Here is a 25,326-nt window from a genome sequence, read left to right on the forward strand (position 1 = left end):
ACCCACTTACCGGAGACCTCAACCTTTATCGATCACCGCCACACCGGACATCCATCACACCCAGGCCCCAACAGCCCATACGAAACACGGCCTAGCGGCAGCGCGGTCGTTGACCAGCCTCGGCCACGTGGAACAGCGACTCGGCCGGATCGATCAGGCCGCGAAGCACATCGGGACCGCGGTGACAACGTTTCGCCAGGCCGGCGACCGAGAGGGCGAGGGCTTCGCCCTCTACAACCTCGGCCGTGTCGAGGCACGTCGCGGAGACCTCGACAGCGCCACGGCGTATCACCGTGCGGCGCTCGGCGCGTTCCGGGAGGTCGGCAGCCAGGCCGGTGAGGCGTGGGCGCTGGATGGAATCGGCGGTGTCGAGCTGCGGTCGGGCCGGATCGAGAATGCAGCCGTGCATTTCCAGGCGGCTCTGGCCCTGTTTCGGGAGCTCGGCTACCAGGACGGCATGCCATGGGCGCTGAACAGACTCGGCGAGACCGCCCTTGCCGGGAACCGCCCGGCAGAGGCCCTCGCCGTGCATGTGGCCGCGCTCGACTCCGGCGACCGCGGCCAGCAGGCACGGGCCCACAAGGGGCTGGGGCTGGCGCACCGCGCTCTCGGGGATCCAGACCTCGCCCGCGAGCACCTCACTGCGGCGCTGGCCACATACGAGGAGTTCGGCCTGCCGGAGGCCGACGAGGTCCGGATCCACCTCGCCGATCTCGCTGCGCACTCCGAGGCCGCATCGGAGATCGGCTGACGTGTCCCACGGCCGTCGAGTCGACTGTGTAGGACAACACGGTCACATCCACAGCACGCCATCGTCCTCGTGCTCGCGTACCCGAAATGCGATCATCCGGCGCAACAAGTCGCCCGGCACAGGTTGGCCGTATGGGAGTTTGACCGTGCCCTTGCCCGTGGCAAAGCCGGCGAGCTGGGCATCGAACCCCTGGCGAGTGCTGGGCGTGAACGCGACGCTTGCGTGTCTAGCGTGTCCACTGACCATGAAGAGGATCGTTCCGGAGGGGTGCACCCACGCCGGATAGCCCCACTTGATCGCCTCGCTCGCCTCCGGAACCGCCTCGTGGGCCAGTGCCCGCAGCTGCTCAAGCAGCTCGCGGCCGGGTCCGGTGAAGCCGTCGATGTACTCGTCGACCGTCTGAGGTCTGGCCATGGCGCCAGTGTGGCACGCCCCGTTCGGCTCAGCGCCCGCAGTGGCCGTTGTGGTCGAAGCCGCTGGGGTCCGCGGTCAGCACCGCGGCGAGGGACTTGGTCTTCAGCGGCTTTGTTCCCGGCTGCCTGTGCGGAGGCGGCACCCAGAGCGGACGCGACGATCGCGGCGGTGGCGACTGCGGCGGCCTTCCTGCCGAGACGGGTGAACCTCATCGTCGAACCTCATTTCCGATCGGTACGGGTGGTGGCTCCGACAGCCACCACCCGTACCTCGCTCGGCGCCCCGTGAATGGATGCGGCTATTTCGTGAGAGTTCCGCGCAGCAGACTCTTGCCGGAATGGGTGGCGTCGCCGTCGTGGGGTTCGTCGCTGACGTCGACGAGCCGGTACCGGTTCAGGTCGGTGCCCGCCGGCACGGTCAGCACCGCTTCGGCTTTACCGGGCAGGTTCCCGACGGCCACCATCTTGCCCGGCGTGTCCGGATCGAGCAGCCACACCTCATGAAAACCCGAGGTCAACGGCAGATTTCGTACGTCGATGCGCAGTTGCCCGTCGGCGAGCACCTGCACGTCACCGCCCGCGTTGGGCGGAACCGTCGCCAAAGGAGTGAGCGTGGCCCGGGCGGTCACTTGGTTGTCGGGCGTCCGGTCGATGATCCGGTCGAAGCCGACCGTGCCGGCCACCGCGAGCACTGTGGCCGCGGCTGCGGCGAGCACCGGCGCCAGCCAGCGGGGCCGGGTTCGCCGGGACTGGTGCCGGGCGAGGTCAACGACCGGCGCCGCTGATCCGGCCGGTGCCTGCGGGGCCGTGATGCCGGCCTCGATGGCCTGCCAGACGTGCTCCGGAGGGGCGGGCAGGTCACGGATCTCACCGGTCTGCGCGCCGATCTCGGCGACGTCCCGCAACGCGCGCATCTCCCGCCGGCAGTCGGCGCAGTGTTCCAGGTGATCGATCTCGGTCGGCTCCTCGAGTTCTTCAGAGAGCGCGAGAAGGACCAGTCGATCGGGATCCAGATGTTGCACCGTCCACCTCCCAACGGCGTCGCAGGTTTGCCATTCCGCGCCGGATATGGCTTTTGACCGTGCCGAGCGGCAGTCCGGTGACCGCCGCTATCTGTGGATGGCTCAGGTCGTCGAAGAACGCCAGCTCCAGTGTGCGTCGCTGCTCTTCGGGCAGCCGTTTCATCTCGTCGGCGACGACGAGCCTGTCGACGACGTGTTCCGGTGTCTCCTCGTCGGGCGCGGCCGCCGGCGGTTGCTGGGCCTGGACGGTCTCGGTCGTGCGCTGGTCGCGGGCGGCGGCCCGGATCCGGTCCACGGTCTTGCGGCGAGCGATGCCGAGCAACCAGCCCAGGATCGTGCCGCGCTGCGGATCGAAACCGTCCCGGCCGGTCCAGGCTGCCACGAACGTCACCTGGGTGACGTCCTCGGCGTCGGCCCGGTTACCCAGCAGGCGCTGGGCCAGATAGAGCACGGCCGCGCCGTGCCGGTCGTACACCTCACGTAATGCCGTCTCGTCGCCGGCGCGTAACCGCTCGGCGAGCTCATCGTCGGAACTCATCGACCCCCTTCCCTGTATCACCAGTGCTCACTGACTACTTCGCTCGTGAGGTCCCCGGCGGTTGCAGCCAATTTCGTCCCCGCTGCATCCGAACGCCGGCCGGGCAGCGAAGGACCGGCGTAGGCAATCAACGACGATCACTCGAGGAGATCCGATGCGCATTCTGCCTCTCGGTCGCGCCGCCACCGTCGCGACGATGTCTCTGCTGGCCTTCGGTGGTGTCGCGGTCCTGGCCGCCGCGCCGGCGTACGCCCTGGCCGACTCGAAGGTGACGGTCGTGCACGGTATTCCCGGCCAGCCGGTGGACGTCTACGTCAACGGCGAGAAGACCATCCCGAACTTCCAGCCCGGCAAGGTCGCCGGACCGCTGAGCCTGCCCGCCGGCTCGTACGACATCGCCCTGACCAAGCCCGGAGACCCGGTCGGCGACGCGCTGCTGACCGTCGAGGACGCCGCGGTTCCCGGCGACGCGAACGTCAGCCTGGTCGCGCACCTCAACGAGGGCGGCAAGCCGGTGCTGACGCCGTTCGCCAACGACACCTCGAAACTCGCCGCCGGCGAGGCCCGGCTCATCGTGCGGCACACCGCGGCCGCGCCCGCCGTGGACATCCGGGCCGGCGGGAAACCGGTCTTCGAGGGCGTGACCAACGGCAAGGAGGGCAAGACCGACCTGGCCGCCGGCAGCGTCTCGGCCGACGTCGTACTGGCCGGCACCGACACCCGGGTTCTCGGCCCGACCGACCTGAACCTGGCCGAGGGGACCGCGACCATCGTGTACGCGGTGGGTTCCGCCGACGACAAGACCCTCGACATCGTGTCGCAGAGCATCAAGGGCCTGCACTCGGCGCCCGGCGGGGTGCCCAGCGGCAACGGCGGCCGCGCCGACGGCAACGGCACTCTGCCCTGGTACGGCGTCGGCGTCGCCGGGATCCTGCTGGCCGTGTTCGGCCTGACCCGGCTGGTCACCGCCCGGCGATGAGCGTCTCCCACCGCAACGGCCCGCTCCGGCAGTCGCCGGGGCGGGCCGCGTTCCTGGTCGTACTCGGTGTCATGCTGGCCCTCACCGCCGTTCTGGTGGTCCGCCGGTCGCAGCCGGCCGCGGACTTCGGCGCCCCGCCCGCCGGCACCCCGATCGCGCCGACGGCGTCTGCCGCGCCGATGGTCCGGGTGCCGATCACCGACGGCACCCTTCCCGCCTCCCCCGGCGACACGGCACCCACCCGGCTACGGATCCCCGCCCTGGACCTCGACGCCACCGTAGACGCCGTCGGCATCGATGCGGCAACCGGTGACTTCGCTGTGCCACCCAGCGTCGACCGGGTCGGCTGGTACCGGTACGGGCCCGGCTTCTCCGCCGACGCCGGCTCCATCGTCATCGCAGGCCACGTCGACAGCGCCGCCCAAGGCAGAGGCGCGTTCTTCGCACTCGGCACCCTCGACGCCGGCGACCCGGTCACCCTGACCGGGCCCGGCGGCCAGACCCGCGAGTTCGAGGTCGTCGCCCGTAAGCGCTACGCGAAGAGCGTGGTGCCGTTGCAGGACTACTTCGCCCGCGACGGCACGGTCCGGCTCACCCTGATCACCTGCGGTGGCCCGTTCGACCCCGAAACCAGACACTATCGCGACAACGTCGTGGTGACAGCCATCGGCCGCCCCGCCGCGGCGCGCGGCGCCACCCGATAGCAGCCGTCACCGAGAGCCTCGGCCACATCCGCCGGGGACGATGACGCGGCCACCGCGCCCACGAGAATGCGCTGCCGGCAGTGAGGCCTCGTGTGCGGGACCAGCCAAGTCCGTCCATGTGCCACTGAACTTGGTCCGTAGCGACCCGAGCGGGTGACGGCACTGGCACCGGCACCCGGCATGAGGAGCCGCTACGCCCGTTCCAATCGGCTGCTGCGACTCCAGAGTCGGCGTAGGCAACCCCGATGCTTAATTTTACGCTGTGTTACCGGCGGGAGAGCGCCGATGCCGCGGATCGCGGCATGAGAGTTGCCTCGTTCGTTCGAGGAAAACTCAGCGATCGGGCATATTCTGTGATCGACACGGTCTGGTCCGTGCCACATAATGTTAACATGCACGGTTGGATTACCGATCTCCTCGCTGCCTGGCGTGGCGAATATATTACCCTGTCATCCCCGATGCCTATCGAGGCTGCCAGTCGCTGGATGTCGGGAGACAATCCGCCTGAATCCGGTTACGTCATCCGGCGATCAGCTGCGAAGCTGAATACGAGAAGCACATGGCGGCCAGTACTGAAAGGTCGGCTACTTTCAGACGGCTCAGGTTCAGCATTCGTCGGATTTCTTGGCTGGGATCCGGCCTTGAAGGTACTGACTTACTGCTTGTTTGGGATATTCACCAGCATCTTTCTCATCGGCGCAGCCGCCGCGACCATCTCGGCGACGGATGAGGGATGGCGCGCCGGAATGACCGGATTGGCCGTAGCCGGCTTCGGGCTATTTGGGGCGTTCACCAGTCTCGCGAGTGTTGTAATCGGCTACCGTGAGACTCTTAATCAAAGGGAATACCTCCGGTCCTGGATCACCGGTCAAATGAAGGCGCCTTGGTATCAGGGTCGCGAAAAGTCCGATGGTTGACAGCGCAATTGACCCGTAGGATCCTGTGCGCAGCAGATTGCACTCTCATCGGCTAGATAAATATGCTCGCTGACATCAACCCTCGGCCGGAAGGTCGACTGCGGAAGTCGCCTCAACAGTTGCTGCAGAACGCCCGAGACATTCAGTCGAACGGCGGGAGAAAGCGGCGGACACGGTGGCAGCCGCACGCGAGGTGCGCGATCGGCACCCGGCATAACAGCCCGCCGGATCCGCAGGATTTCGACGAGACGCCGCTCCGAGAACGCCCTCTCATCGGCATCTCAGCACTTCAGCGAGGCGGCGAGAGCGTCACTCCGAGTCACCAGAAGTGCAGCGGCCGGTGCGCCGCCGTCCCTGACGGACACCCTTCGATAGCGAGAACCTGGCCTGGAACATGGTCCGATGACCCGGACATCGTTCGTTGGCAATGGACACCTTGTGTGCGCGAGCGGCCCGATCGCCGGGTTGGCTTCGCTCGTGGGTTCCGGCACCGATGTCGCTGACTTTCAGCACCAGCGGCCCGAGGCCGGATGGCAAGGGATAGAAGCACATGCTGTGTCAGATGCCGAGAGGTTCGCTGATTTGCAGGCGCCGGTCCATCGCCGCGGCCAGCGGATCCGCCAGATCGGAGCGAATGCCCTGCACCCACGGACGCAGAGCGGTCAGGAAACCAGCGAGATCCTGCTGAACCGCATTCAATAGGTTCGGCAAGATATGGCGCGGGATGTCGATGTGTGGTTCGTCCGGGCCGAGAACCGACCCCGCAGGAAGCTGGCCGCCGTCCTTCCATACCCGGACTACCGGCCCTCGGTGCTCAATCAGCGGATCCGGGTCATGGCCGAGGTCGATCACCTCACCGCCGATCACGCGCAGCCAGTCGCGCCATTCGTCGAGGCCGACACAGCATCCGGGGTCGACGACGACGTTGTCGTCGACCATCTGCAATCCACCCGGCGCGAAGTCTCCGTCGTCGCAGGCCAGATACTTTTCGATCGCCTCGACCGCGTCCGTCGCGGTGATCGAAAGGTCATCGGCGGTCACACTGCGGCCGATTAACGTCCAGACCACTGCCCCCACCTGCTGCAACGTCGGCATTCGCGGAACCGCGAAATAGAAGTCAGTCTGCTCGGCCGGCCAGAACGGGCAGTCAGCAGACCACCGCTCCAGCACCGGCGTCAGCGTGATCATCGTATGAGGCTACGGGCCGAAGGCGACGCTGGCGACCGCATTCATCACCTCATCGCTACGCCCGAACCTCCACCCGGCTCGTTCAAGCATCGGATCAGGTTCAGTGACACAAACCGAGCTCACCGCCGCCCGCCACAGCGAGTTGCGACATAGAGCCAGCCGTGTCACCCATTCTGATCCGCCCTGGTCATGGCGTCGTACCGGGCCAACTTCGCTGGCAGCGGACAACCGCCGGCACGACTCACGCACAGTGACTATCTTGTGGCATAAAGCGACTTGTCTGCCAATGGAGGGCACTGGGAGCAGAAGTAAATGCGGTATGCCGCGGATCGGTTGCCCGGCACACTGGCGCGATGTCTTCAATCGACGAACTGTCCTCCGCACGCTATGAGCGGATGCGCTGGAACACGCCGCTTTCACAGGCCCACGCCGATCTCCTTCTCCATCGGCTTGGCATTCCCGCCGGTGCCCGAGTGGTGGACCTCGGATGCGGCTGGGGCGAACTGTTGTTGCAGGCAGTCGGTGCCGATGGCACTGGCTCGACAACGGGGACCGGCGTGGACACCGATGGTGCGGCGTTGGCGCGCGGCCGTACGCTCGCTGCCGAGCGGTCACTTGACCAGCGGGTCACATTCCTGACGCAGGAAGCGACAGCGTGGCGGGAGCCCGCGGACCGGGTCTTGTGTGTTGGCGCCTCTCACGCGTTCGGAGGAACATCTGCGGCGCTCAAGTCGCTCGCCGCCCTCGTCCGGCCAGGCGGCCGTCTGCTGTTCGGTGACGGGTTCTGGGAGCGTCCGCCGACAACAGAGGCGACCGAGATCATCGGCCCGGGAATCATGTCGCTCCCCGATCTCATCGAGGATGCCCGATCGCTGGGCTGGCGGGTCCTGCACATGAGCGTTGCCGACCAGCGGGAATGGGACGACTTCGAGTCGACGTGGCTCGCCGGTCGGCAGGAGTGGTTGCTGCGTCATCCTGATGATCCCCGAGCGGCTGCGCTCCGAGACGAACTCGATGTCCGGCTACGCGAATACGTCGGCGTCTACCGCGGCGTCTTCGGTTTCGCATACCTCGTACTCGGTCGCTGACGTCTTGAGCTGATGCCTCATCCGCGCAATGCGCGTTGAATCGGCTGACACGCACCGGCCCCGGGTCGGCGGTGCGAGGGGCGGTATCCGGCCGGTCTGGTCAGGTCTCGACAGCCGACAGTAGTTGATGCGACCAGCGCAGCATGTCGAGGTAGGCCGGGCCGACGGTGCCCAGGTCCACGGGGGTTGCTGCCAAAGCAGTGATGTCGGCGTTCTCGTAGGCTTCGACGGCGTGCAGGACCTGGGCGAGGGCGCTGTCCTCGCCGCGTAGTGCTGCGGCGACGTCGTCGGCGAGTGGCATCTGTGTGGCCAGGTCGGATCGTTGCATGCCGAGCAGGTCGGCGACGCCGGTGAGCAGGCCGAGCAGGAAGGCTGTGGGCTGCGCGACGTCGAACTGTGGGGCGAGGCGGTGGCAGAACTGGGCCCGCACCAGTGCCTGATCCAGTTGGTCGTCGGACGCGCCGGTGACGTCGCTGGCGATCATGAGTGCGGCCCATTGGCGGATGCGGGAGATGCCGAGCAGGACCACCGCCTGGGGTACGGACGACAGGCGGTGGGGCAGACCGGCGGCGGCGCTGTTGCAGGCGCGCAGCACGCGCATGGCCAGGGCGGTGTCGGTGCAGATGAGCTGGCAGACCCGGTCCATGTCGGTGTCGGTGGCGTGTAGCAGGGTGAGCAGTTCGAGGCGGCGTAGCTTCGACGCTGACAGGGTCATGGTGCTCAGCACGTGCGGGCGGCTCAGTGCGTATCCCTGGCGCAGTTCGCAGCCGTACCGGTCGGCGAGGGCGATGTGCTCGGCGGTTTCCAGGCGTTCGGCGACGAGCTGGATCTGCGGGTGGCGGCGGCACACGGCGACGGTGTCGGCGAGGTTGGTGAGGTCGCCATCGAGCAGGTCGAGTTTGACGTAGGAGGCGAGTGCGAAGAGCTGGTCGTGGCCCAGGCCCCAGACGAAGTCGTCGAGCGCGATGCGGTAGCCGGCGTCGGCCAGGCTGGTGACGCCGGCGAGCACGTCGTCGTCGACGGTGATGGTCTCCAGGACCTCGAGGACCACCTGCTCCGGGCCGAACGGCAGCGTCAGGTCACCGACGAGGAACTCACGGGTGAGGTTGATGAAACACAGCCGATCGCGGACGACCTCGGACAGGCCGAACTCGGTGAACGCGGTGACGATGACCTGGCTGGTGGCGAAGGTGCCGCGCTGGGAGGCCTCGACGTCGTCCCATCGGCCGCGGAACAGCAGCTCGTAGCCGATCACGGCGTCTTCCTGGCCGAAGATCGGCTGCCGGGCGACATGTACCTGGTGCGTGCTGTCCACCGCACGGGGATCGCCGCTGTTGCCCTGCATGGCCCGCCTTTCTCGTCTGGCTCCTGCACACAGCTTGCCCGATCTTGACGCCACCCGTGGCCGCTGCGGCGAACCTCGTGACCCCCAGGGCAGGCATTACGTCGAAGCGCAGTCGGAACGGCATTCCGAGGCTGTCCACCTCTCAAGGTCGTCATCGTCGACCTGCCGACGGCAAGGACTTCGCGGACGACATCGAGCCGACGCCGGATCCGCAGCGCTGCGGCAAAGTCGCCGGCCGGGAACAACTGCGGCGCTACCGCCTGCTGACAGCCGGCCCACGCCCGCGCGGCCGCCGCCGCGGCCGGACGCAGCTCGCGGGAGGCATCCTGCGCGGCGGTCTTCGACGGTTGTCAATTGGTCGAGTAGCGTGTCCGTCATGGTCGCCGGGCCTGTCGGCTGCGTCTGTTTCAGTAGGCATCTGCTGCCGCTCAATGGGACGGGCTGCCCATCGAACCGGGCACAGGTGACCCGGGGCCGTCGCAGATCGTGACCTTGGAGGCCAGGTGTTCAACAGATTTCTCCGGGAGTCCACCAATGACCTTGCCAGGGATGCCGACTACCAGGCCGAGCAGGCGAAACACGCGCTGAATGACGACATGATGGGGCATGCCATCCGATGGGCGGACTGGACGGTGGCCAATACGCGCAAGGTCGCCGCACGGCGCCGTGATGACCCGATGGGGCCAGGTGTCCTGGCGGATCGCCTATGGGACCGCGCGTTGATCCGTGAGGCCATGGACGACATCAGCGGCGCGATCGGTGATGCGAGCGAGGCGTTGGCGATTCTGCACGAGTCGCCGGCCAACGACGATGAGGCCTTGATGGTGCCGTCGCTGGACTTGTTGCTGTGTGAGCTGCACGCCCGGGCCGGTGACGCCGAAGCGGCTCGTGGCCACGCGCCGGCCATCAGGGCGTACGAGGGGGTGACCGACGACTATCCCCCGCTGGTCCTCGCCGACGGCTACGGCCGTTACGGCCGGGCGATGCATCTGATCGGCGACCCGGAAGGCGGACCGGCGCTGCGCCGGGCGGCGGCCTTCTACCGCGAAGCCAGCATAGGCACACGATATAGCGCCATGACCTACATCAGGCTGGTGCTCCTGATCGCCGACAGCACCCCGGTCACTGCGACTGAGGCACCACAGATGCTGACGATGCTCAGGAGCGCTGCGGCAGTGGCGCGGCGACTTCCCCTGGTAGTCGTGCCGCCGGTGCCACCAGGGCAGGCGCGCGCGTCTGCGGCCGCGTACACACCGGAGGTGTTCACCGAGGCAATGGTCAAGTCGCGGATGGCCGAGTGGCTTGCGGTACTGCGCGAGAAATAGCAACAACGGCCGGCGCTGAGAGTTGGCAGACCTGGGCGCAACCCTCGTCTCTCCGCAATTCTCGATGTCGTGTGACCGTGCGTTTTGCACCGCGTGATCGGCGGTGTTCTCGCTTCCGCGACTTTTGACATCACCCCGCTCATGCCAGCCGATGACCATCAGAGCCCCTACCGCCGGACTACGCAATCGCCCTGACCTCGACCCCGACCTCAAGGCCGGTAAACCGATAAGCAGCACAGTGGTTCAACATCGCGAAGCATCCAAGTCCATTGATGACGGTGAAGGGCGTGTTCCATGCCGGAGCCGGAACAGTCGTATCTCCAGGAACACATCGATCGATATCGGGCCGCTGGTGACTATCGTGCGGCCGGCACCCTCGCTGCCGTGATAGAGCACGTCTACCGGCTGAAGGCGGCCTCGGACTCGTCCTACCAGCCTCTGCTCGAGACGGCTCAGGCGCAACTGAGCGAGGTGATCGACGAGGTCGAGGCGACCGGTACCGAACCTCCTGAGGACCCGGAGGCCTACACCGAGGAACTGCTCGCGTCGATCAACCGCGAACACCTCACGGCCGGCAACCCGACTGGCGAGTCTGACGCCGCGCCGGACGCGACAACACCACGAGATTGGCACCCGGCTGTGCCACGCCGGGCGGACTCTCTGCTGGATCCGTCGATCAGCGACAGGTACCAGGACGAAATCGAGCGCCGGCTGGACCGCAATCGCACGGCCGATGTCAGCGTGTACCTTGCCTCGACCTGGGCCGGCCGCCTGGCCACCGCCCCGGACCGGCAGTTGACGGCACGGTTCGCCCTGCAAGCAGTGCTGCTGGCCAGGTTGGGGCGGCGCCGCTCGGCGATCGACGCGGCCACCGCGGCCACTGAGAGTTATCTGGATCATGCTGATCAACTCGACGACACTGAGAACGGCTACTACGCATACTGCGTGCTGATGATGGCCGAGCACTTTCTCGCACGCCGCGATGCCTACAACGCCCGCGGTTTTGCCGCGACGGCCATGACGCTGTTCACCGAGCACCGGATGAAGACTCTCCCGAACGGCATTCCCGATGTGGTACGTGCCGGATTGGCCCTGGCGACCTGCGCAATGAAACTGAAGAGAGTCGAGATTGCGGTGGACACCATCCTCGACATCGCTGCACTCGCCAACACTCTGGACCGGGTATACGGCGGGCCGACCGGCGGCGAACCCGGAGCGATGCCGGACGGTTGGGGACTGCCGATTGTCGTATCGCCATCCGAATGGAAGCATCTGCGAAAGCAGTTGGCCAACCTGGCGAGAAAGCTCGATGTCTCCATTTACTGAGGTCGGGGTCAGGGCAAGGGCGACTGCGTCACAACCACCCGGCCACCCGCCACGCCGCATCGGTTGAAACTCGCGTCAGTCCGTCTCGGCCTGATCATCGGGCTCGTTCGGCGCGGCCAGGGCCTCGATGTGCAGCACGGCCCGGCCGGGTCGTGCCAGGTGGTCGGGGAGGTAGTAGACGTCGTACCGGCCGGGTACGCGCAGTTCGGCCGCCATCGCCTCGGTGATCAGTAGGGTCTTGCCGTCGATCTGCAGGTACCAGCCCTCGCGGTCGGCCCAGTCGAGGTCGATCGGACCGGCGGCGCGCAGCACGGGAACCTCCCCGTGCAAGGCGAGCATCCGGCCGTGGTCCTCCCGCACTGTGGCGAGCACGCTCGCCAGGCCCATGCCGGAGAGGCACAGAACCGCGCCGCTGCCGATCAGGGTGCCCACCACGTCGCCGAAGGTCGGTGCGGTGACCACCGCTGCGATGCAGGCCAGCAGGGCCCCGCCGGACGCGATGAGGCCGGCTACTCGCGGCAGCGTCCAGCCCCACAGGCCACGGCGTTGCGCTCGCCGTTGCGCCGCGGTCAGCTTCCCCTCCAGGAGATCGTTCGGAACAGTCACTGCTGGCGGTGGCGGTGGGGGTTGTGGATCCGGTGCCGGTAGCTGCGCCGGACCGGCCGACAGCAGGATCGGGCGACCTCCCCCGGCGGGTTCCAGCCAGGCGAGCCGGTACCAGCCGTCGGGCGGCAGCGGCAGCGTCGAAGGCAGGGCCGGGATACGCCGGGTGCCCACGAAAGCGCCCTCGGCAGCCCTGTTGATCTTGCCGAGTCCGGTGGCGACCCGTTTGCGGCGCAGCCGGGCCGACCGGGCCAGGAACCGCAGCCGCAGGTATCCGATGCGAATCGTCGTGGCGGCGGCTGCGGCACTCACCAGAGACAGTGCGGTGGCCGTGAGTGGATCGGGCGGCCATGCGACCAGCATGGCCGGCGTCGTCACCGCGACGGTGGCGGCGATCAGGCCTACTCTGCTGTTGCCCCGGCTCCCGAGCAGGAAGTCTTTCTGCCCCGGCGTCAACTCGCCGGAGGCGTTGACGCGCACCCGGTAGGCATCAGTCCACGAGCCCCAGGACCGCACCACGTGCACCACCTGGCGTTCCCCGCCGCCGACGCCATCGTCCGGCTCCGCTGCCGGGGTCAAGTTTCGCGGCACTCGCGGCTCGGCAATCGCCGGGTTCGGCCCACTCAGCGCGGCTGGCGAAGGGCGTCGCCTGCGAAACCACGACCGCTCGCCTGTCTCCATCCGCGGGTTCCTATCGGCCCTGGCCGGTGCACGCCATCCGGATGACTCCCGAGACTAACCGTCCCGCACAACCAACAGTCGTCAATGTATCTGCAACGCGGCGATCGCGCCGGGTACGAGAGGCTGGTCGGCTCCGGGGCGCTGACCACGGTCGCCGAGATCGTGGCGTCCAGCGACTCAGGCCGCGGTATCGGCGCCTTTCCGCATGTCAGGACTCATGTGGGATGGCTGTCGGCTGCTCGGAGGGATGGTATTGCCGTAGTTCGGGCCAGTCCGGGGCGAGGTCGGCGATGACGGCGCCGTAGACGGCGGCGATCGCCTCGGCCCGTTCGGGGGTGAGGTGGGCGAGGACGTGGTCGTGCAGGAAACCCGTGTAGACCGGCTCGGCGGCCCGCCGAGCGGTGAGTCCGTCGTCGGTGAGCGTGGTGTACCAGGATCGGCGGTCGGTCTGGCTGCGCTCGCGGACGATCAGGCCACGGCGTTCGAGGGAGTCGACCAGCGTGGTGAGCCCGCTGCGGCTGTAGACCACGGCGCGGGCCAGTTCGGCCATCGTCAGTCTCCGCTCGGGCGCCTCGGACAGGGTCACGAGCATCCCGTACTCGATGAGCGACAGCTCCGCGTCTTTGCGCAGGGCCGCATCGAGATGGTTCACGAGGAGCGGATGGCCTTTGAGCAGGGTGAGGAAGGCGTGTTCGGCGAAGTTCTCGGATGCCACACCGTGAGCGTACACATGCGGACCATCCGTGTTCATACCGTTCTTGCTCGAAGTAAAGTCCCCGGTGCCCGGGCGAGAACGCCCGGGCACCGCAGTGGATCAGAGCCGGTTGGCTCCGGTCAGCAACGGCGAATACGACGGTTGTACGGCGGGTAGCGGCGGGTTCAGGCCGCGGAACTCTGCGGCGGCGTGCACGATCCGGCCACCGACCATGGTCAGCACCGACTCGATACCCGGGATTCGTGAGTCCGGCACCGTCAGGTAGTCCTCGGTGAGTACCGCCAGGTCGGCGAAGAATCCTGGAGTCAGGGTGCCCTTGAGGTGGCCCTCCTTCGACAGGGCGGCGCTGCCCTGGGTCAGCAGGCGCAGCGCCTCGACCCGGTCCAGGGTGTTGTCCGGCCGGTAGAGGCGGGTGCCGCCCAGCGTGCGGCCGGTGGTGATCCAGTACAACGCAATCCAGAGGTTATCGCTGGCCGCCCGGGTCGCGTCGGTTCCGAGGCCGACCGGGATGCCGCTGCGCAGGAACCGGCGGATCGGAGGTGTGTGCGCGGCCGCCCGTACGCCGTACCGCTGCTGGAAGGTCTCGCCTTGGAACGCCATCCGGTGTTGTACGGCGATGTTGCCGCCGAGGGCGGCGATGCGGTCGATCGTGGGGGCGGTCAGCGTCTCGCCGTGGTCGATGATGAAGCCGGCGGCGGGCCCGGACGGGCCGTGCAGCTGCTCGATGACGTTCAGCAACCGTGTCGCGGACTCGTCGTAGGTGGCGTGCAGCCGGAACGGCCATTCGTGCTCGGCGAACAGCGACAGGATGTCGCGCAGCTGAGCGTCCATGGTGGGGGCCAGGTCGGGCCGCGGGTACTCGAAGTTCTCGAAGTCGACCGCGTCGAACACCACGACCTCGCCGGCTCCGGCCATGGTGAAGAAGCCGTCACCGCCCGGTCTGGTCGTGGCGACGAACTGCCGGAAGTCGTCGAGTTCGGTGCCCCGCGAGCGTGGGTAGAGGTGGTATCCGATGCGGACCGTCAGTTCACCGCGCGCATGCAGTTGCCGGACGACCCGGTAGTGGTCGGGGTAGAGGGTGCCCCCGCCGGCGGCGTCGGTGATGCTGGTGACGCCGCGGGCGTTCAGGTGGCGCAGGTAGAGCCGGGTGGACAGGACCTGGCTGTCCGGGTCGAGCGTGGGCAATTGTGCCAGGGTGGCGTTCAGCAGGACCGGGCTTGGGCTGGCCAGCAGCAGTCCGGTCGGGTTGCCGGCGGCGTCCACCTCGATGTGGCCGCCGGGCGGGGCCGGGGTGTTCCGGGTGATCCCCAGCAGCCGCACCGCGGTCTGGTTCAGCAGCGCCCGGTCGTACAGGTGCAGCAGCAGCACCGGTTTGTCCGGGACCGCGGCGTTGAGTTCGGCGAGAGTCGGCAGGCGCTTCTCCCGGAACTGCCATTTGGTGAAGCTGCCGACGACCCGGATCCACTGCGGCGCCGGGGTACGGTCGGCCTGGAACCTGATCAGCCGCAGGGCGTCGGCCACCGAGGTGACGCCGGCCAGCGACAGTTCGCTGGTGTAGATGAGCCCTTCCCGGATCAGGTGGGTGTGCGAGTCGTTCAGGCCGGGGACGACCCGGCGGCCTCGCAGGTCGATCACCCGCGTGCCGGGGCCGGCGAGCCTGCGGACCTGGTGGTCGTCGCCGGTGGCGACGATCCGCCCGTCGGTGATCGCGAGCCCGGACACGGTGGGTCTGCTGCGGTCGAGTGTGGTGATGCGGCCGTTGACCAGGATCACGTCGGCCGCCGGTTTCGCGGCTCGTGCGGTGGCCGGCAGTGGCATTCCCGCGGCTGCGACGGCGCCGGCGCCGGTGATCGCCAGCGCTCCCCGCCGGGAGATACGGGGGCCGGAGGGAGTCTTGTCGGGCATGGCGCGGTTACCGGTTGGGGTCGTTCGGGCCGCCGGGGAACGGGGCGTAGTCGGTCCAGAAGCTGTACAGCAGGACACGGGCGCTGCCCTCGATGTACAGGTCGGCGCCGGCGAGCTCGGTCAGCCAGTGTTTCGGCATCTGCTCGGCGGTCTGCCGGGCGAGAGTCGCGTAGAACAGCTGAGATCCACCCCAGGCGTTGCCGGGCTCCAGTTTGCTGAAGTCGACCCGGGATTCGATGAAGACCTTGCGGGCGGTCTGGTACAGGTCGTCGAGGTACCGGCCGTAGGTGGCGATGTCCTGCCGGGTGCCGTAGTGGTAGGCGTGCCCGCCGACGAAGGTGTCGAACTGGTAGCCGAGCACCGTCTTGGCGACGCCCATGTAGAGCGGGATGTCGGGGGTGTGGCCGAGCTGGAAGTACGGCGCGTAGCGCGGCGCGATCACGTCGACGAGCATCAGCACCTTCTGCCGGGGTGCGGAGATGAACAGGTCGCCCGGGGAGTGGAAGTTGCCGTGGTGGCTCAGGACGAGACGTTCGCCGCCGGTGCGGAGCACGTACCTGTCGTCGTCGAAGGTCTTGGTCGGGACGGGCCGGCGCGGGTCGGCGGCCCGCCGGATGCGCTGCGCGGCCAGCTCGTGCGCGATGTAGACCGGGCTGGTGCCCTTGCGGTTCGCGGTGCGGAACGCGGCCGCGCCGCCGGTGTGGTCGCCGTGGGAGTGGCTGTAGATGAAGTGGGTGACCGGCAGTCTGGTCACTTCGGCGATGGCGGCCTTGACGAGTGCGCCGTTCGGGGCGTCGGCGACGACGACGCCGTCGCCGGTGACCAGGAACATCGAGTTGGAGCCGCCGGCGGTACGTACGCCGTAGGCGCCGCCGCCGAGGTCGTCGAGCAGGTAGCCCTTCTCGGTGAACGCTGGCATCTTCGCCGACTCCGGAAGCCGCAGGTAACTCGCGGCGTCGAGACCGTCGACGACGTAGCCGGGGTTCTCCGCGCTCGCGTGGGCCGCCGTGGGCAGTATCCCCACGGTCGCCGCGCCGGCGGCCACGGCAGCCGTCCCACGGAGCATGTTCCTGCGTGTCAGTTCCTGACTCATCGCGTCTCCAACCAAAGTAGTTCGTACTCGAATGATACTGGCACGAACCATTCGCACTCGCAACTGTTGACTTCCTGCACAGGTAAGCCCAGGTAGAGCGAGTCGGCCACGTCGGCCGAAGCCCTCGATCAGCGGCGCGGCGGCGCTTGGGGCGCACTCCCCCGCTTACGCGAGGGCCACGCCAGCCAGTGCGAAGTGACGGGAGATCTGCGCAGGTCCCCGGTCCACCGGATGGTGCACCCGTATAGGCGCCTGGCCTCGGTGACCCTGTTGCCTAATGAGCGACGGCCGGGCCGGCGGCTTCCTGTCGCCCGGTGCGGTCGTTATCAGCGGCCGCCCGCTCGCGCTGGACCGGGAGACAGCGCTTGCCCCGCAGGCACTGACGGCACGGAGTCAAGGACTGCCGGGCGGGCTCCGGGCCGGCGAGCGCGTGAAGCGCCGCGACCTGCCGCCGCGCACCCAACCGGGCGGCGGCCTGCTGAACCACCGGGGCATACGTTCGAGGATCGGCGATGATCAGGCGCTCGAGGGCGGCCAGGGCGCGCAGCCGGACCGGTTCGACCGCGTCGGCGGCACGTTCGGCGAGGAACCAGGCGTTCGCCGGGGACGGGTCGGCTGCCATCGCGGCGACGGCCGTCTCCCGGGTGTGGCCGTCGCGGTCCAGGGAGGCGAGCGCGGCCGCCAGAGTGGGATTCAGCCGAGGTTCCGGGGACGGTGCGACCTCGGCAACGACGGCGTCGACGAACGGTTGCAGCTCTTCGGCGAGTTCACCGCGGCGGGCCCGGAAACTCAGGCCGTCCAGCAGGCCCGGGCAGGTGCTCAGCCCGGCCAGCGCGTCCAGTCCTTCGGTGCCGGTACGGCTCAGGTCGCGAAGCAGGCTCCGCAGGTCCTCGACATCGCGGCGGTCGCCACGGGCGGCATAGCGCCAGGCGAGGTCTCGCGCCGACCAGACCGGGGCGTGCGGCACCGTTTGCCTCCGCACCGTTCGCGGCCGGGTGCGCATCCGTCTGGTGATGGCTACGAGGCAGCGGCCACCGAACAGGGTGGCGACCACGCCCATGATCATCAGGATGGTTCCGGAGAACCGGCCCTGTCGCCAGCCGTCGACGACCATGAACGGTCCCGCTCCGATGGCGAGGATTCCGGCGCCCAGGGCGAGGGCGGTATCGCGGATGCCGCCTTTGCGCGTTCGTACCAGCCAGTGCCGTCTGACCCGCAGATGCCGCGGCATCGGCCGGTAGTAGAGGCGGTCCCGCACGGTACGGAGGAGCCGGAACCTCATCCTGCGCATCCGTGCACCGTACCGATGCCGATCCCGCAAACGAAGAGGCGCGATCTGTCGCTCTCGCCTGCGACGGTCCGGACTGCGCCGTTGACGCTGTCCGACGAGGAACGGACGACGACACTGTGGTCGCGGCGCCCAGAGCCGAGAAACGCCGGGGCGCTCAAGCCGCGGGCCAGGTCGACAACGCTCTGGCGGCTGCTCGGCAGCGGCGCCAAGACCGGGCACCGTTAGCAGGTTGTCGTCAGGGCTGAAGTGTGCGGGCCAGAGTCACGGTTTCGGCTGTGGGTGCGGTGTCGATGTCGGCCAGCACCGTGGTGAGAGCCTGCAACAAGGTCTGGACGCCGTCATGGTCGCCGAGGGCGTGGCGGGCGCGCATGGCCGTACGGTAGAGGTCTTCGTTGTAAGGGTCGAGGGTCATCGCCTTGTCGAGGATCGTGCCGGCCGCCTGCGGGTCGTCGGGGAGCAGGGTTTCGGCGAGCAGCAGGTGGGCTTCGATGCCCCAGCGGTGGGCGTGCTGGCGCTGGTCGTCGATCCATTCGTAGTCGTGGCCGTCGGCCAGCGGCGCGGTGTAGAGGTCGCAGGCCTGGCGGAGCAGGTCGAGGCGTTCCGGTGGCGTGCCGCGGCGGGCTTTGTTGAGCAGGTCACGCAGTTGCCACAGGTCGACCTGGACGGTCGCCGGGTCGAGACGGTAGCGGTCGGTGGTGCCTCGTTTGAGCAGGTAGCCACCCCGAAGAGGGCCTCCGGCGCGGGCCAGGACGTGGCGCAGGTTGGAGGCGTTGGTGTGCAGTTGCTGCCTGGCCTGGCGTTGGCGGGCGTCGCCGTGCAGGTGTTCGACGAGAGTGTCGCTGTCGGCGCCGTTGGGATGACAGGCGAGGTAGACGGCGAGTTCAGCGGCTTTCGCGCGTAGTGGCCGGCCGGGGTGGGTGATGCCGTCGATGCGGGGCACGCCGAAGACCCGGACCTGCACGGGTGCGGATACGGCGGATGTGGCTGTCTCGCCGCTGCGGGTCTCGACCGGCCGGGTGACGGGTGGCGGGGTGAGGCCGGCCAGGATGGCGAGGGCGTCGTCGCGGGCGATGACGTCGACACGGCGGGGCAGGGCCCGATCGTCGGGGCCGGAGGTGTGGCCGTCGGCGGTGATGGTGTGGGTGGTGCCGTGTGGCCAGGGGCCGAGCAGGACGGCGGTGATGTCGAGGCCGTGGGCGAGACTGAGGGTGATGCGGGCGTGTTCGCCGGTGGCATCGGCCGCGCGGGCGATCACCAGCAGTGGCGGCATCGCCTCCCGGTCGTGCGCGTGGGGTTCGGCGAGGATGCGGCTGCGGTGCAGGAGCTGGGCGTCGACGGCGGCGAGGGTGTCCGAGAAGTCGCGGGTGAGGCGCAGTTGCGGCGAGGCGGGGCCGAGCAGGTCGGTGCACGCGTTGCGGTCGATGAGGATTTCGGCGGGGTGGTCGGCCGTCAGGGCGGCGAGGATCAGGCCGCGAACGGCACCTTCGGCGCCGGGGCCTTCGACCCCGACGGGATGCAACGGCAGCGATGGTACGGACGGAGCCGGCACCGTGGTCCGGTCGACGTGCCGGCGGATCGTGTCGACCGGTTCCGGTGGCGCCGGCGCAGGCAGGACGACGGTCTCGCCCGGTTGTGGCCGCTGGCGTCGCCGGCGGGCCCACACCAGCGCGACAGCGCCGGTGATCGCCGTGGCCAGTCCCCAGGTGAGGATGCTGCCGCTGGGCAGCCGGATGCCATCCTCGCTGCTGGACGAGGCTTCCGGAGCGAGTGGACCGCTCGGCGCCGGCAGCGGGTGCTGATCGTTTCGATACGGAGGCCGTGTCGTTTGGTCCCGCTGCGGCAGTTCGTTGGATGTCTCCGGTGCGGTCGGGCGGGTCGCCGGTGGCCGGGGTGGGGGTGTGGTGCGGGCGCCGGCCGGTGGGCGGGCGTCAGCGGGCAGGCGCAGGTGCCAGCCGGGCTGGATCAGGTCGCAGTCGGTCAGGCGCGCGCCGCCGGTCTGGTGGCGGTGGCGGTTCAACTGGCAGATCTCCGGCCAGCGGTCGGCGTCACCCAGCCAGCGCCGGGCGATCCTCGACAGTGAATCGCCGCGGCGCACCTCGTACTCGAACCGGGTCTGGCCGACCATGACGGTGACCGTGCCGCGCTGCAGGACGCTGTCGCCCGTCGTGGCCGCGGCCGTTGCCGGTGCCGGAGCCTGGCTGGTGCCGGCCGGGGTGGTGGCGACGGCGACGACCGCAGTGCCGGCCAGCCCGAACAGCATCCGGTGCAACGGTGCCGGCAACCGCCAGCGTGGGAGCCGCCAGCCGGCGACGACGGTCAGGACGCTGCCGGCGAGCAGCAGCATCATGATCGCCCAGACCAGCCACAACAGGATCGCCACGGCGCCGACGATCAGGTGGGTGCCGTTCGGGCGTTCGCTGTCGGTGACGAACGCGGTGACCTGCGGCCAGGACGGCAGCAGGTCAGCCGGTGAGCCGAAGATGAGGGTGAGCAGCAGCGGCGGTACGACGGTGAGGGCGAGGACGCCCGGCAGGGCCCGCAACACCCGGCCCGCACGGCTGCGCTGGTCGTGCGGTGGTGGGGGTGCCGGCCAGACCGTCGGTTGCCGGGTGAGTTCCGCGGTCTTGCGGCGTACGTCCTCGCTCATTTCCCGCCTTGGTTCGTGATCGAACCCTGATCTCTACCGGCCACACCCGATCATCGGCCACCGCATTTGTCAGCGTCTATCACTATGCGAAGAACAACGCTTCCGGTCGACCCGTGTGATGTCGTCTTGCGACACTGCCCGGCGTGCCCGCAACGGATCTTCACCTGGCCGTGCTCCGCCGCACGGCCCGGCGAAGCAGGACGGTGGCCAGAGATGGTCGTGCCAGAGGTAGCAGCGCAGGTTCGCGCCGTGTTCCTGCCCGAGCCAGCCGCTACGGCACCCAAGCCGTCCCACACCTGCGCACCATGCAGTCACGACGAGTGCGGCAACGCCTCACTGAACTCACCGACCGCCTCATCCCGTACCGGCGGGTTCCGGTCGTAGCCGACTTCTTCGACCGCCACCACGACTTGCTCGCCACAGCGTGAACGACAGGCCATCCGGCATTGGACTACCGTCGTGTCGGTGAGCACCTGGATCGAACCCCGCGAGTGGTATGCGCAGCTGCCCAGTTTCTATGCCACCACCGCGGCTCTGATCACCGAGGCCGGCACCGGCCGGGTGCTGCTGGTCAAACCCAGCTACCGCGACCACTGGGCCTTCCCTGGCGGCTATCTGGAAGCCGACGAATACCCGGAGGACGGCTGCGCCCGCGAACTGCACGAGGAACTCGGCCTCGACCTCAAGGTTGGCGCGCTGCTGGTCGTGGACTGGGCGCCGCCCGCTGATCCCCGGCCACGTGCACTCATCAGCGTGACGTTCGACGTCGGCGAACTTCCAGCTTCCACCTCACTGCGGCTGCCCGCCGACGAACTGTCGGCCTATGCGTTCCTCGAGCCGCTCGAGGCTGCCGCGCATCTGCCGAAGGCGGTCGCACCGCGGATCGCCGCAGCTCTCGAAGCGCGTCGGACCGGACGAACCGCATATCTCGGCTTACCGCGGTGACACCCGCTTCGTAGCATGATTTCGCAGCACGGCGAGGGCGACGGCGACGGTCAGGACGCTGCGGCGAGCGGCAGCATCATGATCGCCCAGACCAGCCACAACAGGATCGCCACCGCACCGACGATCAGGTGGGTGCCGTTTGGGCGTTCGCTGTCGGTGACGAACGCGGTGACCTGCGGCCAGGACGGCAGGAGGTGGGCCGATGATGATTTCCCGCCTGGTTCGTGATCGAACCCTGATCTCTACCGGCCACACACGATCATCGGCCACCGCATTTGTCGGCGTCTATCACTATGCGAAGAACAACATTTCCGGTCGACCCGTGTGATGTCGTCTTGCGACACTGCCCGGCATGCCCGCAACGGATCTTCACCTGGCCGTCGACATCGCCCCCTGGTGGACCACCGCGGCCTACGAACACGCCGGCACCATCCACCCGGTCTACTTCACGGGCCACGCCCGGCTCCCCAGCGGCGTCATCCCCGACCCCGGCGGCGCTCTGCTCACCGGCACCGCCGCCCTGGCGGCCGGGCTGCTCGACGCCGACAACTACCGGCCCGACCCGATGGCGCTGACCCATACCGGCACCGACACGACCGCGCTGGCCGCGGTCCTCGCCCATGTCGCGACCCATGCGTCCGCGCTCGCCGGCACCCCGGTGACCGCGCTGACGGTCGTCACCGCCACCGGGTGGGGCCACCGCGCCCGGCAACGCCTGCAACAGGCGGCAACCCAGGTCGGGCTGCCGGTTCCCGGCATCGTCACCGCGGCTGCGGCTTTATCCGGGGGTACGGCCACCGCCGGCCGATTCGCCCTGGTCGCCACCGCCGCCCCCGACCTGACCATCCTCGACCTGGAGGACGGCTACCAGCAGGTCGCTCACACCTCGATCCATGATCCGGCCCACCCCGGCATCGACAACGCGCTCCTGGCCCGGCTCGCCGACCCGCCACCGGTCGGCTGGCCCGTCCACCGGGAGATCCGGCAGGCCCGCGCCGTCCTTGTCGGCCAGCCGCGGGCGTCGCTGCTGCTCCCACCACCACTTCCGGCGGCAGTCCTCGAACGAGCAGACGTGTCGGCGGCCGCCGCCCCACATCTTGCCCGCGTGCCCGAAGCAGTCAAGCAGGTGCTGGCCGACGCCGACCTCGACACCGCCGACGTCACCACCGTCATCCTCGCTGGCGACGACGCGGTCCTGCCCGAACTCGGGGCGGCCCTGACCGCCGCCGGACTACCCGAACCGGTCGTGGTCGACGACCCGCACGCCGTCGCCCGCGGAGCCCTGCGCATCACCGGGCCCACCACGCCCGCCACTCCCCCGCCGGGTGCGACTGCGGCGTCGGGGCGGCTGCCGCGTACCCGCATCACGCTGGCCAACCTGGCCCGCGTCTCGATCCTCGCCGCCGCCAGCGTCGCGGTCCTGTTGCAGACCATCACCACCGCCGACATCGGCCGCCTCGGCGGCGACATCATCGGCGTCCTGCTCCCCGTCGACAACATCGGCCTGGCCGCCGCCCTCGCCGTCCTCACCGCCTGGACCGCCGCCCAGCTCGTCCCCACCACCTGGCTCACCGCCGCTCACGCCGACGACGACATCACCACCGGCGCACTGCTGCGTCGCGGCTACCTCGGCGCCGCCGCCCTCGGCCTCGCCGTCGCCGGTCTCTGGGGCCTCGCCATCGGCGTCAGCGTCGACTTCGACGACCCCGCCTACCTGAAAACCGCCCTCACCTGCGCCATCCCGCTCGCCGCGTGCGCCGCGCTCATCGCGCTGATCGCGCCTCGCATTCCCCAGGACGCGGTCGTCGCATGGCTGGGCCGGGCGAACCCACCGGTCACCGCGATCGCCCTCGCCGCCTGCGGCGTCTACCTGCAACGGGCGGCGTTCACCTACACCTTCCCTGCCGACCTGCTGCCCACGGCCGGCCCGACCCAGCTCGCCGGGGCCGTCCTGCTCGGTGTCGCGACGGCGCTGACCGCAACCCGCCAGCCCCTGCTGCGCGTCATCACCGCCGTCGTCCTCGGCGGCGGGTATGCCCTGGTCAGCAGCGTCCGCACCGTCGAATACCTGACCTGGGCCTACATCGCCGTCCTGCTCTGGTGGGCCGCCGCCACCACGATCGCCACCGTCACCGCCGCCACCCCACAGGCCAGCATCTGGATCAAACGCCTGACCAGCCCAACCTTCTGATCGCGCCGACCCGCTGCCGTACATCGCGTCACCGGCCGCCGTGGCTTCAGACCTGAGTGACGATCAGGTCCAGATCAAGGGGTTCGACCAGACGGCAGTGGTCGGCCCAGACACTCAGATCAGCCGACGATTTCTGACCCACCCCCACCGAGGGACCGGACGGCTACACCGGAGGCTGAAGCGGAAGCTGCCAGGGAGGAGGCTTTGGATCGCGACGTTGAGTTTCGTACGGGGAAGGCAGATCGGGCACCTCGACAACCTCCATACCGCTGGGCTCGACCCCGGAGGGATCGGGTTCTGGATCGTCGGGGTCCTGATCCTGACTCGCCGAGGCGAGGGGCCAGAGGGGGTTCAGGTTGACGATCACGTGTCAACTTCACGCGCCCAGGATGTACTCCAGCTCATACGCGGAGCTGTCCAACACCATCTCGTTGACCTCCACGCACCGGCGGGTGCTGGTGTACGCGCGTCGGGTCACCGCAATGACCGGGGTGCCCCGGGGAAGGGCCATCACCTCGGCCTCGGCGGACGTCGGCATCCGGCAGATCAGCGATTCCCGGAACGTCTCCGGCCCCAGCCCGGCCTCAGCCATCCGGGCGTAGATCCCACCCGGTCCCGGGCCGGTGTACCCCACGGCCGGGGCGGCCGCCACCACGTCCAGCGGGAGGTGACTGATCGCGGTCTGGACTATCCGGTCCTCCACCGCGAAGCGGCGTGCCCGGGTCAGCACGGCGGCGCCCGCCGGCACGCCCAGCGCTTCCGCGATCTCCTCGGACGCGGGGGCCTCCTCGACGACTACGTGCACGGCGCGGAGCCGGCCGTTCGTGTCCCGGTCCTGGATCGAGTTGCCCTCACCCCACCAGGTTTTCGAGAGCCGGTCGGGCGACGAGCGGACGATCCGGCCGAAGCTGCGGACGTAGAGGCCCCGGCCGTGGCGGGCAACGATCACCCCGTTAGCGCGGAGCACGTCCACAGCCTTGGCCACCGTGCCGGTCGGCACCCCGAAGCGCTGGGCCAGCTCCCGGACGGTGGGGAGGCGGTCGCCCTCGATCAGGCGCCGAGCCTCGATGTCGGCGCGGATCGCGTCAGCGACGTTCTGGTATGCCGGTTCACCCATGGGTGTTCACGCTACTCGTGTTCAGCGTGAACACCACTGGAGTGTTCAGGACGCCGAAGCGTCACATGAGAGAGGTGGACACCCGGGCGAGTGGAGGCGGAGATGGCGCAGAGGTCGATTCTGGTGGCGGGACCGCATGAGTTACCACGGGCAGGGCTGGTGAACGTCTGGTTCGACACCGGCTCGGGACCTGGGTATCAGCGGCAGGTGTGGGCCTCTGACCTCCGCCCGGCTTTCCCGGCTGACGACCGGGGTTCGGCCGGGATCTACCGGCTGGCCCTGGTCGAATGCGATGGCTGACCACCAGGCGGTCCGGCCCTTGTGGAACTGCGGCACGTGCGGGGACCGGTGGCCGTGTGAACCGGCCCGGACCCGAATTCTGACCGAGACCCCGTCGCCCTTGGCACTGCGGACCCGGATGTGGGACGTGATGGACGAGGCGATTGGTGACCTCCGGCACGTTCCCCCGGCCATCTTGTTCCGGCGGTTCCTGAGCTGGACGGGGGGGCGAGGGGGTTCGGGGTGTCCCGAGCCCTCATCCC

The 25,326-nt window shown here is 68.9% G+C and carries 22 protein-coding genes; 10 read left to right on the forward strand and 12 right to left on the reverse strand.

What is annotated here, in order from left to right; all coding sequences use genetic code 11:
* Positions 1-751 (forward strand): tetratricopeptide repeat protein (locus AB0E94_RS28440; RefSeq protein WP_360331965.1); only part of this gene is annotated, 751 nt, incomplete at its 5' end.
* A 42-nt stretch (positions 752-793) separates the two neighbouring features.
* Here the strand turns inward: AB0E94_RS28440 and AB0E94_RS28445 are convergent.
* The 3 genes from AB0E94_RS28445 to AB0E94_RS28455 all read right to left on the reverse strand — a co-directional run bounded on the left by AB0E94_RS28445 (position 794) and on the right by AB0E94_RS28455 (position 2,724).
* On the reverse strand, positions 794-1,165 hold the full coding sequence (locus tag AB0E94_RS28445) for a DUF1801 domain-containing protein (protein ID WP_360331968.1): 372 nt from the start codon (positions 1,163-1,165) through the stop codon (positions 794-796).
* A 298-nt stretch (positions 1,166-1,463) separates the two neighbouring features.
* Positions 1,464-2,186, reverse strand: coding sequence for an anti-sigma factor (locus AB0E94_RS28450; protein ID WP_360331971.1), 723 nt, complete (start codon positions 2,184-2,186; stop codon positions 1,464-1,466).
* Positions 2,140-2,724, reverse strand: a complete 585-nt coding sequence (locus AB0E94_RS28455; protein ID WP_360331974.1) for a sigma-70 family RNA polymerase sigma factor — start codon at positions 2,722-2,724, stop codon at positions 2,140-2,142. Before AB0E94_RS28455 ends, AB0E94_RS28450 begins: the two co-directional genes overlap by 47 nt.
* 154 nt (positions 2,725-2,878) lie before the next feature.
* Between AB0E94_RS28455 and AB0E94_RS28460 the strand changes: the two genes are divergently transcribed.
* From AB0E94_RS28460 to AB0E94_RS28470, 3 genes are all read left to right on the forward strand, one after another.
* Positions 2,879-3,703: a DUF4397 domain-containing protein gene (locus AB0E94_RS28460; RefSeq protein ID WP_360331977.1), complete on the forward strand. Its 825-nt coding sequence runs from the start codon at positions 2,879-2,881 to the stop codon at positions 3,701-3,703.
* Complete coding sequence (locus tag AB0E94_RS28465) at positions 3,700-4,407, forward strand: class F sortase (RefSeq protein WP_360331980.1); 708 nt, start codon at positions 3,700-3,702, stop codon at positions 4,405-4,407. The genes AB0E94_RS28460 and AB0E94_RS28465 overlap by 4 nt, the downstream gene beginning before the upstream one ends.
* A gap of 353 nt (positions 4,408-4,760) precedes the next feature.
* Positions 4,761-5,324 (forward strand): hypothetical protein, encoded by a 564-nt coding sequence (locus AB0E94_RS28470; RefSeq protein WP_360331983.1) that lies wholly within the window; start codon positions 4,761-4,763, stop codon positions 5,322-5,324.
* A gap of 558 nt (positions 5,325-5,882) precedes the next feature.
* On the opposite strand, the gene AB0E94_RS28475 is transcribed toward AB0E94_RS28470, so the two are convergent.
* Positions 5,883-6,512 carry a hypothetical protein gene (locus AB0E94_RS28475; RefSeq protein WP_360331986.1) on the reverse strand — a complete coding sequence of 210 codons (630 nt, stop codon included), beginning with the start codon at positions 6,510-6,512 and terminating at the stop codon, positions 5,883-5,885.
* A 353-nt stretch (positions 6,513-6,865) separates the two neighbouring features.
* On the opposite strand from AB0E94_RS28475, the gene AB0E94_RS28480 reads away from it, so the two are divergent.
* Entirely contained in the window at positions 6,866-7,600 is a 735-nt protein-coding gene (locus AB0E94_RS28480) for a methyltransferase domain-containing protein (protein WP_360331989.1), read from the forward strand.
* Positions 7,601-7,700: 100 nt separating this feature from the next.
* On the opposite strand, the gene AB0E94_RS28485 is transcribed toward AB0E94_RS28480, so the two are convergent.
* Positions 7,701-8,945: an HDOD domain-containing protein gene (locus tag AB0E94_RS28485; RefSeq protein ID WP_360331992.1), complete on the reverse strand. Its 1,245-nt coding sequence runs from the start codon at positions 8,943-8,945 to the stop codon at positions 7,701-7,703.
* A 503-nt stretch (positions 8,946-9,448) separates the two neighbouring features.
* Here AB0E94_RS28485 and AB0E94_RS28490 point away from each other — a divergent pair.
* Positions 9,449-10,270: a hypothetical protein gene (locus tag AB0E94_RS28490; protein WP_360331995.1), complete on the forward strand. Its 822-nt coding sequence runs from the start codon at positions 9,449-9,451 to the stop codon at positions 10,268-10,270.
* Positions 10,271-10,564: 294 nt separating this feature from the next.
* Positions 10,565-11,596, forward strand: coding sequence for a hypothetical protein (locus tag AB0E94_RS28495; protein WP_360331998.1), 1,032 nt, complete (start codon positions 10,565-10,567; stop codon positions 11,594-11,596).
* 75 nt (positions 11,597-11,671) lie between these two features.
* On the opposite strand, the gene AB0E94_RS28500 is transcribed toward AB0E94_RS28495, so the two are convergent.
* The 6 genes from AB0E94_RS28500 to AB0E94_RS28525 form a co-directional block, all read right to left on the reverse strand.
* Positions 11,672-12,790: a hypothetical protein gene (locus tag AB0E94_RS28500; RefSeq protein WP_360332001.1), complete on the reverse strand. Its 1,119-nt coding sequence runs from the start codon at positions 12,788-12,790 to the stop codon at positions 11,672-11,674.
* Positions 12,791-13,088: 298 nt separating this feature from the next.
* Positions 13,089-13,595, reverse strand: a complete 507-nt coding sequence (locus AB0E94_RS28505; RefSeq protein ID WP_360332004.1) for a MarR family transcriptional regulator — start codon at positions 13,593-13,595, stop codon at positions 13,089-13,091.
* A gap of 99 nt (positions 13,596-13,694) precedes the next feature.
* Positions 13,695-15,500 carry an amidohydrolase gene (locus AB0E94_RS28510; RefSeq protein ID WP_360332007.1) on the reverse strand — a complete coding sequence of 602 codons (1,806 nt, stop codon included), beginning with the start codon at positions 15,498-15,500 and terminating at the stop codon, positions 13,695-13,697.
* Positions 15,501-15,507: 7 nt separating this feature from the next.
* Complete coding sequence (locus tag AB0E94_RS28515) at positions 15,508-16,593, reverse strand: MBL fold metallo-hydrolase (RefSeq protein ID WP_360332010.1); 1,086 nt, start codon at positions 16,591-16,593, stop codon at positions 15,508-15,510.
* A gap of 274 nt (positions 16,594-16,867) precedes the next feature.
* Positions 16,868-17,884, reverse strand: a complete 1,017-nt coding sequence (locus AB0E94_RS28520; protein WP_360332013.1) for a hypothetical protein — start codon at positions 17,882-17,884, stop codon at positions 16,868-16,870.
* Between the two features lie 235 nt (positions 17,885-18,119).
* Positions 18,120-20,531 carry a BTAD domain-containing putative transcriptional regulator gene (locus AB0E94_RS28525; RefSeq protein ID WP_360332016.1) on the reverse strand — a complete coding sequence of 804 codons (2,412 nt, stop codon included), beginning with the start codon at positions 20,529-20,531 and terminating at the stop codon, positions 18,120-18,122.
* A gap of 465 nt (positions 20,532-20,996) precedes the next feature.
* Here AB0E94_RS28525 and AB0E94_RS28530 point away from each other — a divergent pair, with 465 nt between their 5' ends.
* The 3 genes from AB0E94_RS28530 (at position 20,997) to AB0E94_RS28540 (ending at position 23,667) form a co-directional block, all read left to right on the forward strand.
* A complete protein-coding gene (locus AB0E94_RS28530; RefSeq protein ID WP_360332019.1) occupies positions 20,997-21,476 on the forward strand; it encodes an NUDIX hydrolase in 480 nt (159 codons plus the stop codon).
* A 15-nt stretch (positions 21,477-21,491) separates the two neighbouring features.
* Entirely contained in the window at positions 21,492-21,704 is a 213-nt protein-coding gene (locus AB0E94_RS28535) for a hypothetical protein (protein ID WP_360332022.1), read from the forward strand.
* Between the two features lie 124 nt (positions 21,705-21,828).
* Complete coding sequence (locus tag AB0E94_RS28540; RefSeq protein ID WP_360332024.1) at positions 21,829-23,667, forward strand: hypothetical protein; 1,839 nt, start codon at positions 21,829-21,831, stop codon at positions 23,665-23,667.
* A gap of 376 nt (positions 23,668-24,043) precedes the next feature.
* On the opposite strand, the gene AB0E94_RS28545 is transcribed toward AB0E94_RS28540, so the two are convergent.
* Positions 24,044-24,784 carry a GntR family transcriptional regulator gene (locus AB0E94_RS28545; RefSeq protein ID WP_360332027.1) on the reverse strand — a complete coding sequence of 247 codons (741 nt, stop codon included), beginning with the start codon at positions 24,782-24,784 and terminating at the stop codon, positions 24,044-24,046.
* Positions 24,785-25,326 lie beyond the last annotated feature (542 nt).

It is taken from the genome of Actinoplanes sp. NPDC026670 (assembly GCF_040638175.1).
Classification (GTDB): Bacteria; Actinomycetota; Actinomycetes; order Mycobacteriales; family Micromonosporaceae; genus Actinoplanes.

What these genes read in the sequence shown, in the direction of transcription:
- AB0E94_RS28445 (WP_360331968.1), bottom strand. Translation starts at nt 1,165, where the DNA reads ATGGCCAGACCTCAGACGGTCGACGAGTACATCGACGGCTTCACCGGA.
- AB0E94_RS28455 (WP_360331974.1), bottom strand. Translation starts at nt 2,724, where the DNA reads ATGAGTTCCGACGATGAGCTCGCCGAGCGGTTACGCGCCGGCGACGAG.
- AB0E94_RS28460 (WP_360331977.1), top strand. Translation starts at nt 2,879, where the DNA reads ATGCGCATTCTGCCTCTCGGTCGCGCCGCCACCGTCGCGACGATGTCT.
- AB0E94_RS28465 (WP_360331980.1), top strand. Translation starts at nt 3,700, where the DNA reads ATGAGCGTCTCCCACCGCAACGGCCCGCTCCGGCAGTCGCCGGGGCGG.
- AB0E94_RS28475 (WP_360331986.1), bottom strand. Translation starts at nt 6,512, where the DNA reads ATGATCACGCTGACGCCGGTGCTGGAGCGGTGGTCTGCTGACTGCCCG.
- AB0E94_RS28480 (WP_360331989.1), top strand. Translation starts at nt 6,866, where the DNA reads ATGTCTTCAATCGACGAACTGTCCTCCGCACGCTATGAGCGGATGCGC.
- AB0E94_RS28485 (WP_360331992.1), bottom strand. Translation starts at nt 8,945, where the DNA reads ATGCAGGGCAACAGCGGCGATCCCCGTGCGGTGGACAGCACGCACCAG.
- AB0E94_RS28495 (WP_360331998.1), top strand. Translation starts at nt 10,565, where the DNA reads ATGCCGGAGCCGGAACAGTCGTATCTCCAGGAACACATCGATCGATAT.
- AB0E94_RS28510 (WP_360332007.1), bottom strand. Translation starts at nt 15,500, where the DNA reads ATGCCCGACAAGACTCCCTCCGGCCCCCGTATCTCCCGGCGGGGAGCG.
- AB0E94_RS28515 (WP_360332010.1), bottom strand. Translation starts at nt 16,593, where the DNA reads ATGAGTCAGGAACTGACACGCAGGAACATGCTCCGTGGGACGGCTGCC.
- AB0E94_RS28520 (WP_360332013.1), bottom strand. Translation starts at nt 17,884, where the DNA reads ATGCGCAGGATGAGGTTCCGGCTCCTCCGTACCGTGCGGGACCGCCTC.
- AB0E94_RS28525 (WP_360332016.1), bottom strand. Translation starts at nt 20,531, where the DNA reads ATGAGCGAGGACGTACGCCGCAAGACCGCGGAACTCACCCGGCAACCG.
- AB0E94_RS28535 (WP_360332022.1), top strand. Translation starts at nt 21,492, where the DNA reads ATGATTTCGCAGCACGGCGAGGGCGACGGCGACGGTCAGGACGCTGCG.
- AB0E94_RS28540 (WP_360332024.1), top strand. Translation starts at nt 21,829, where the DNA reads ATGCCCGCAACGGATCTTCACCTGGCCGTCGACATCGCCCCCTGGTGG.
- AB0E94_RS28545 (WP_360332027.1), bottom strand. Translation starts at nt 24,784, where the DNA reads ATGGGTGAACCGGCATACCAGAACGTCGCTGACGCGATCCGCGCCGAC.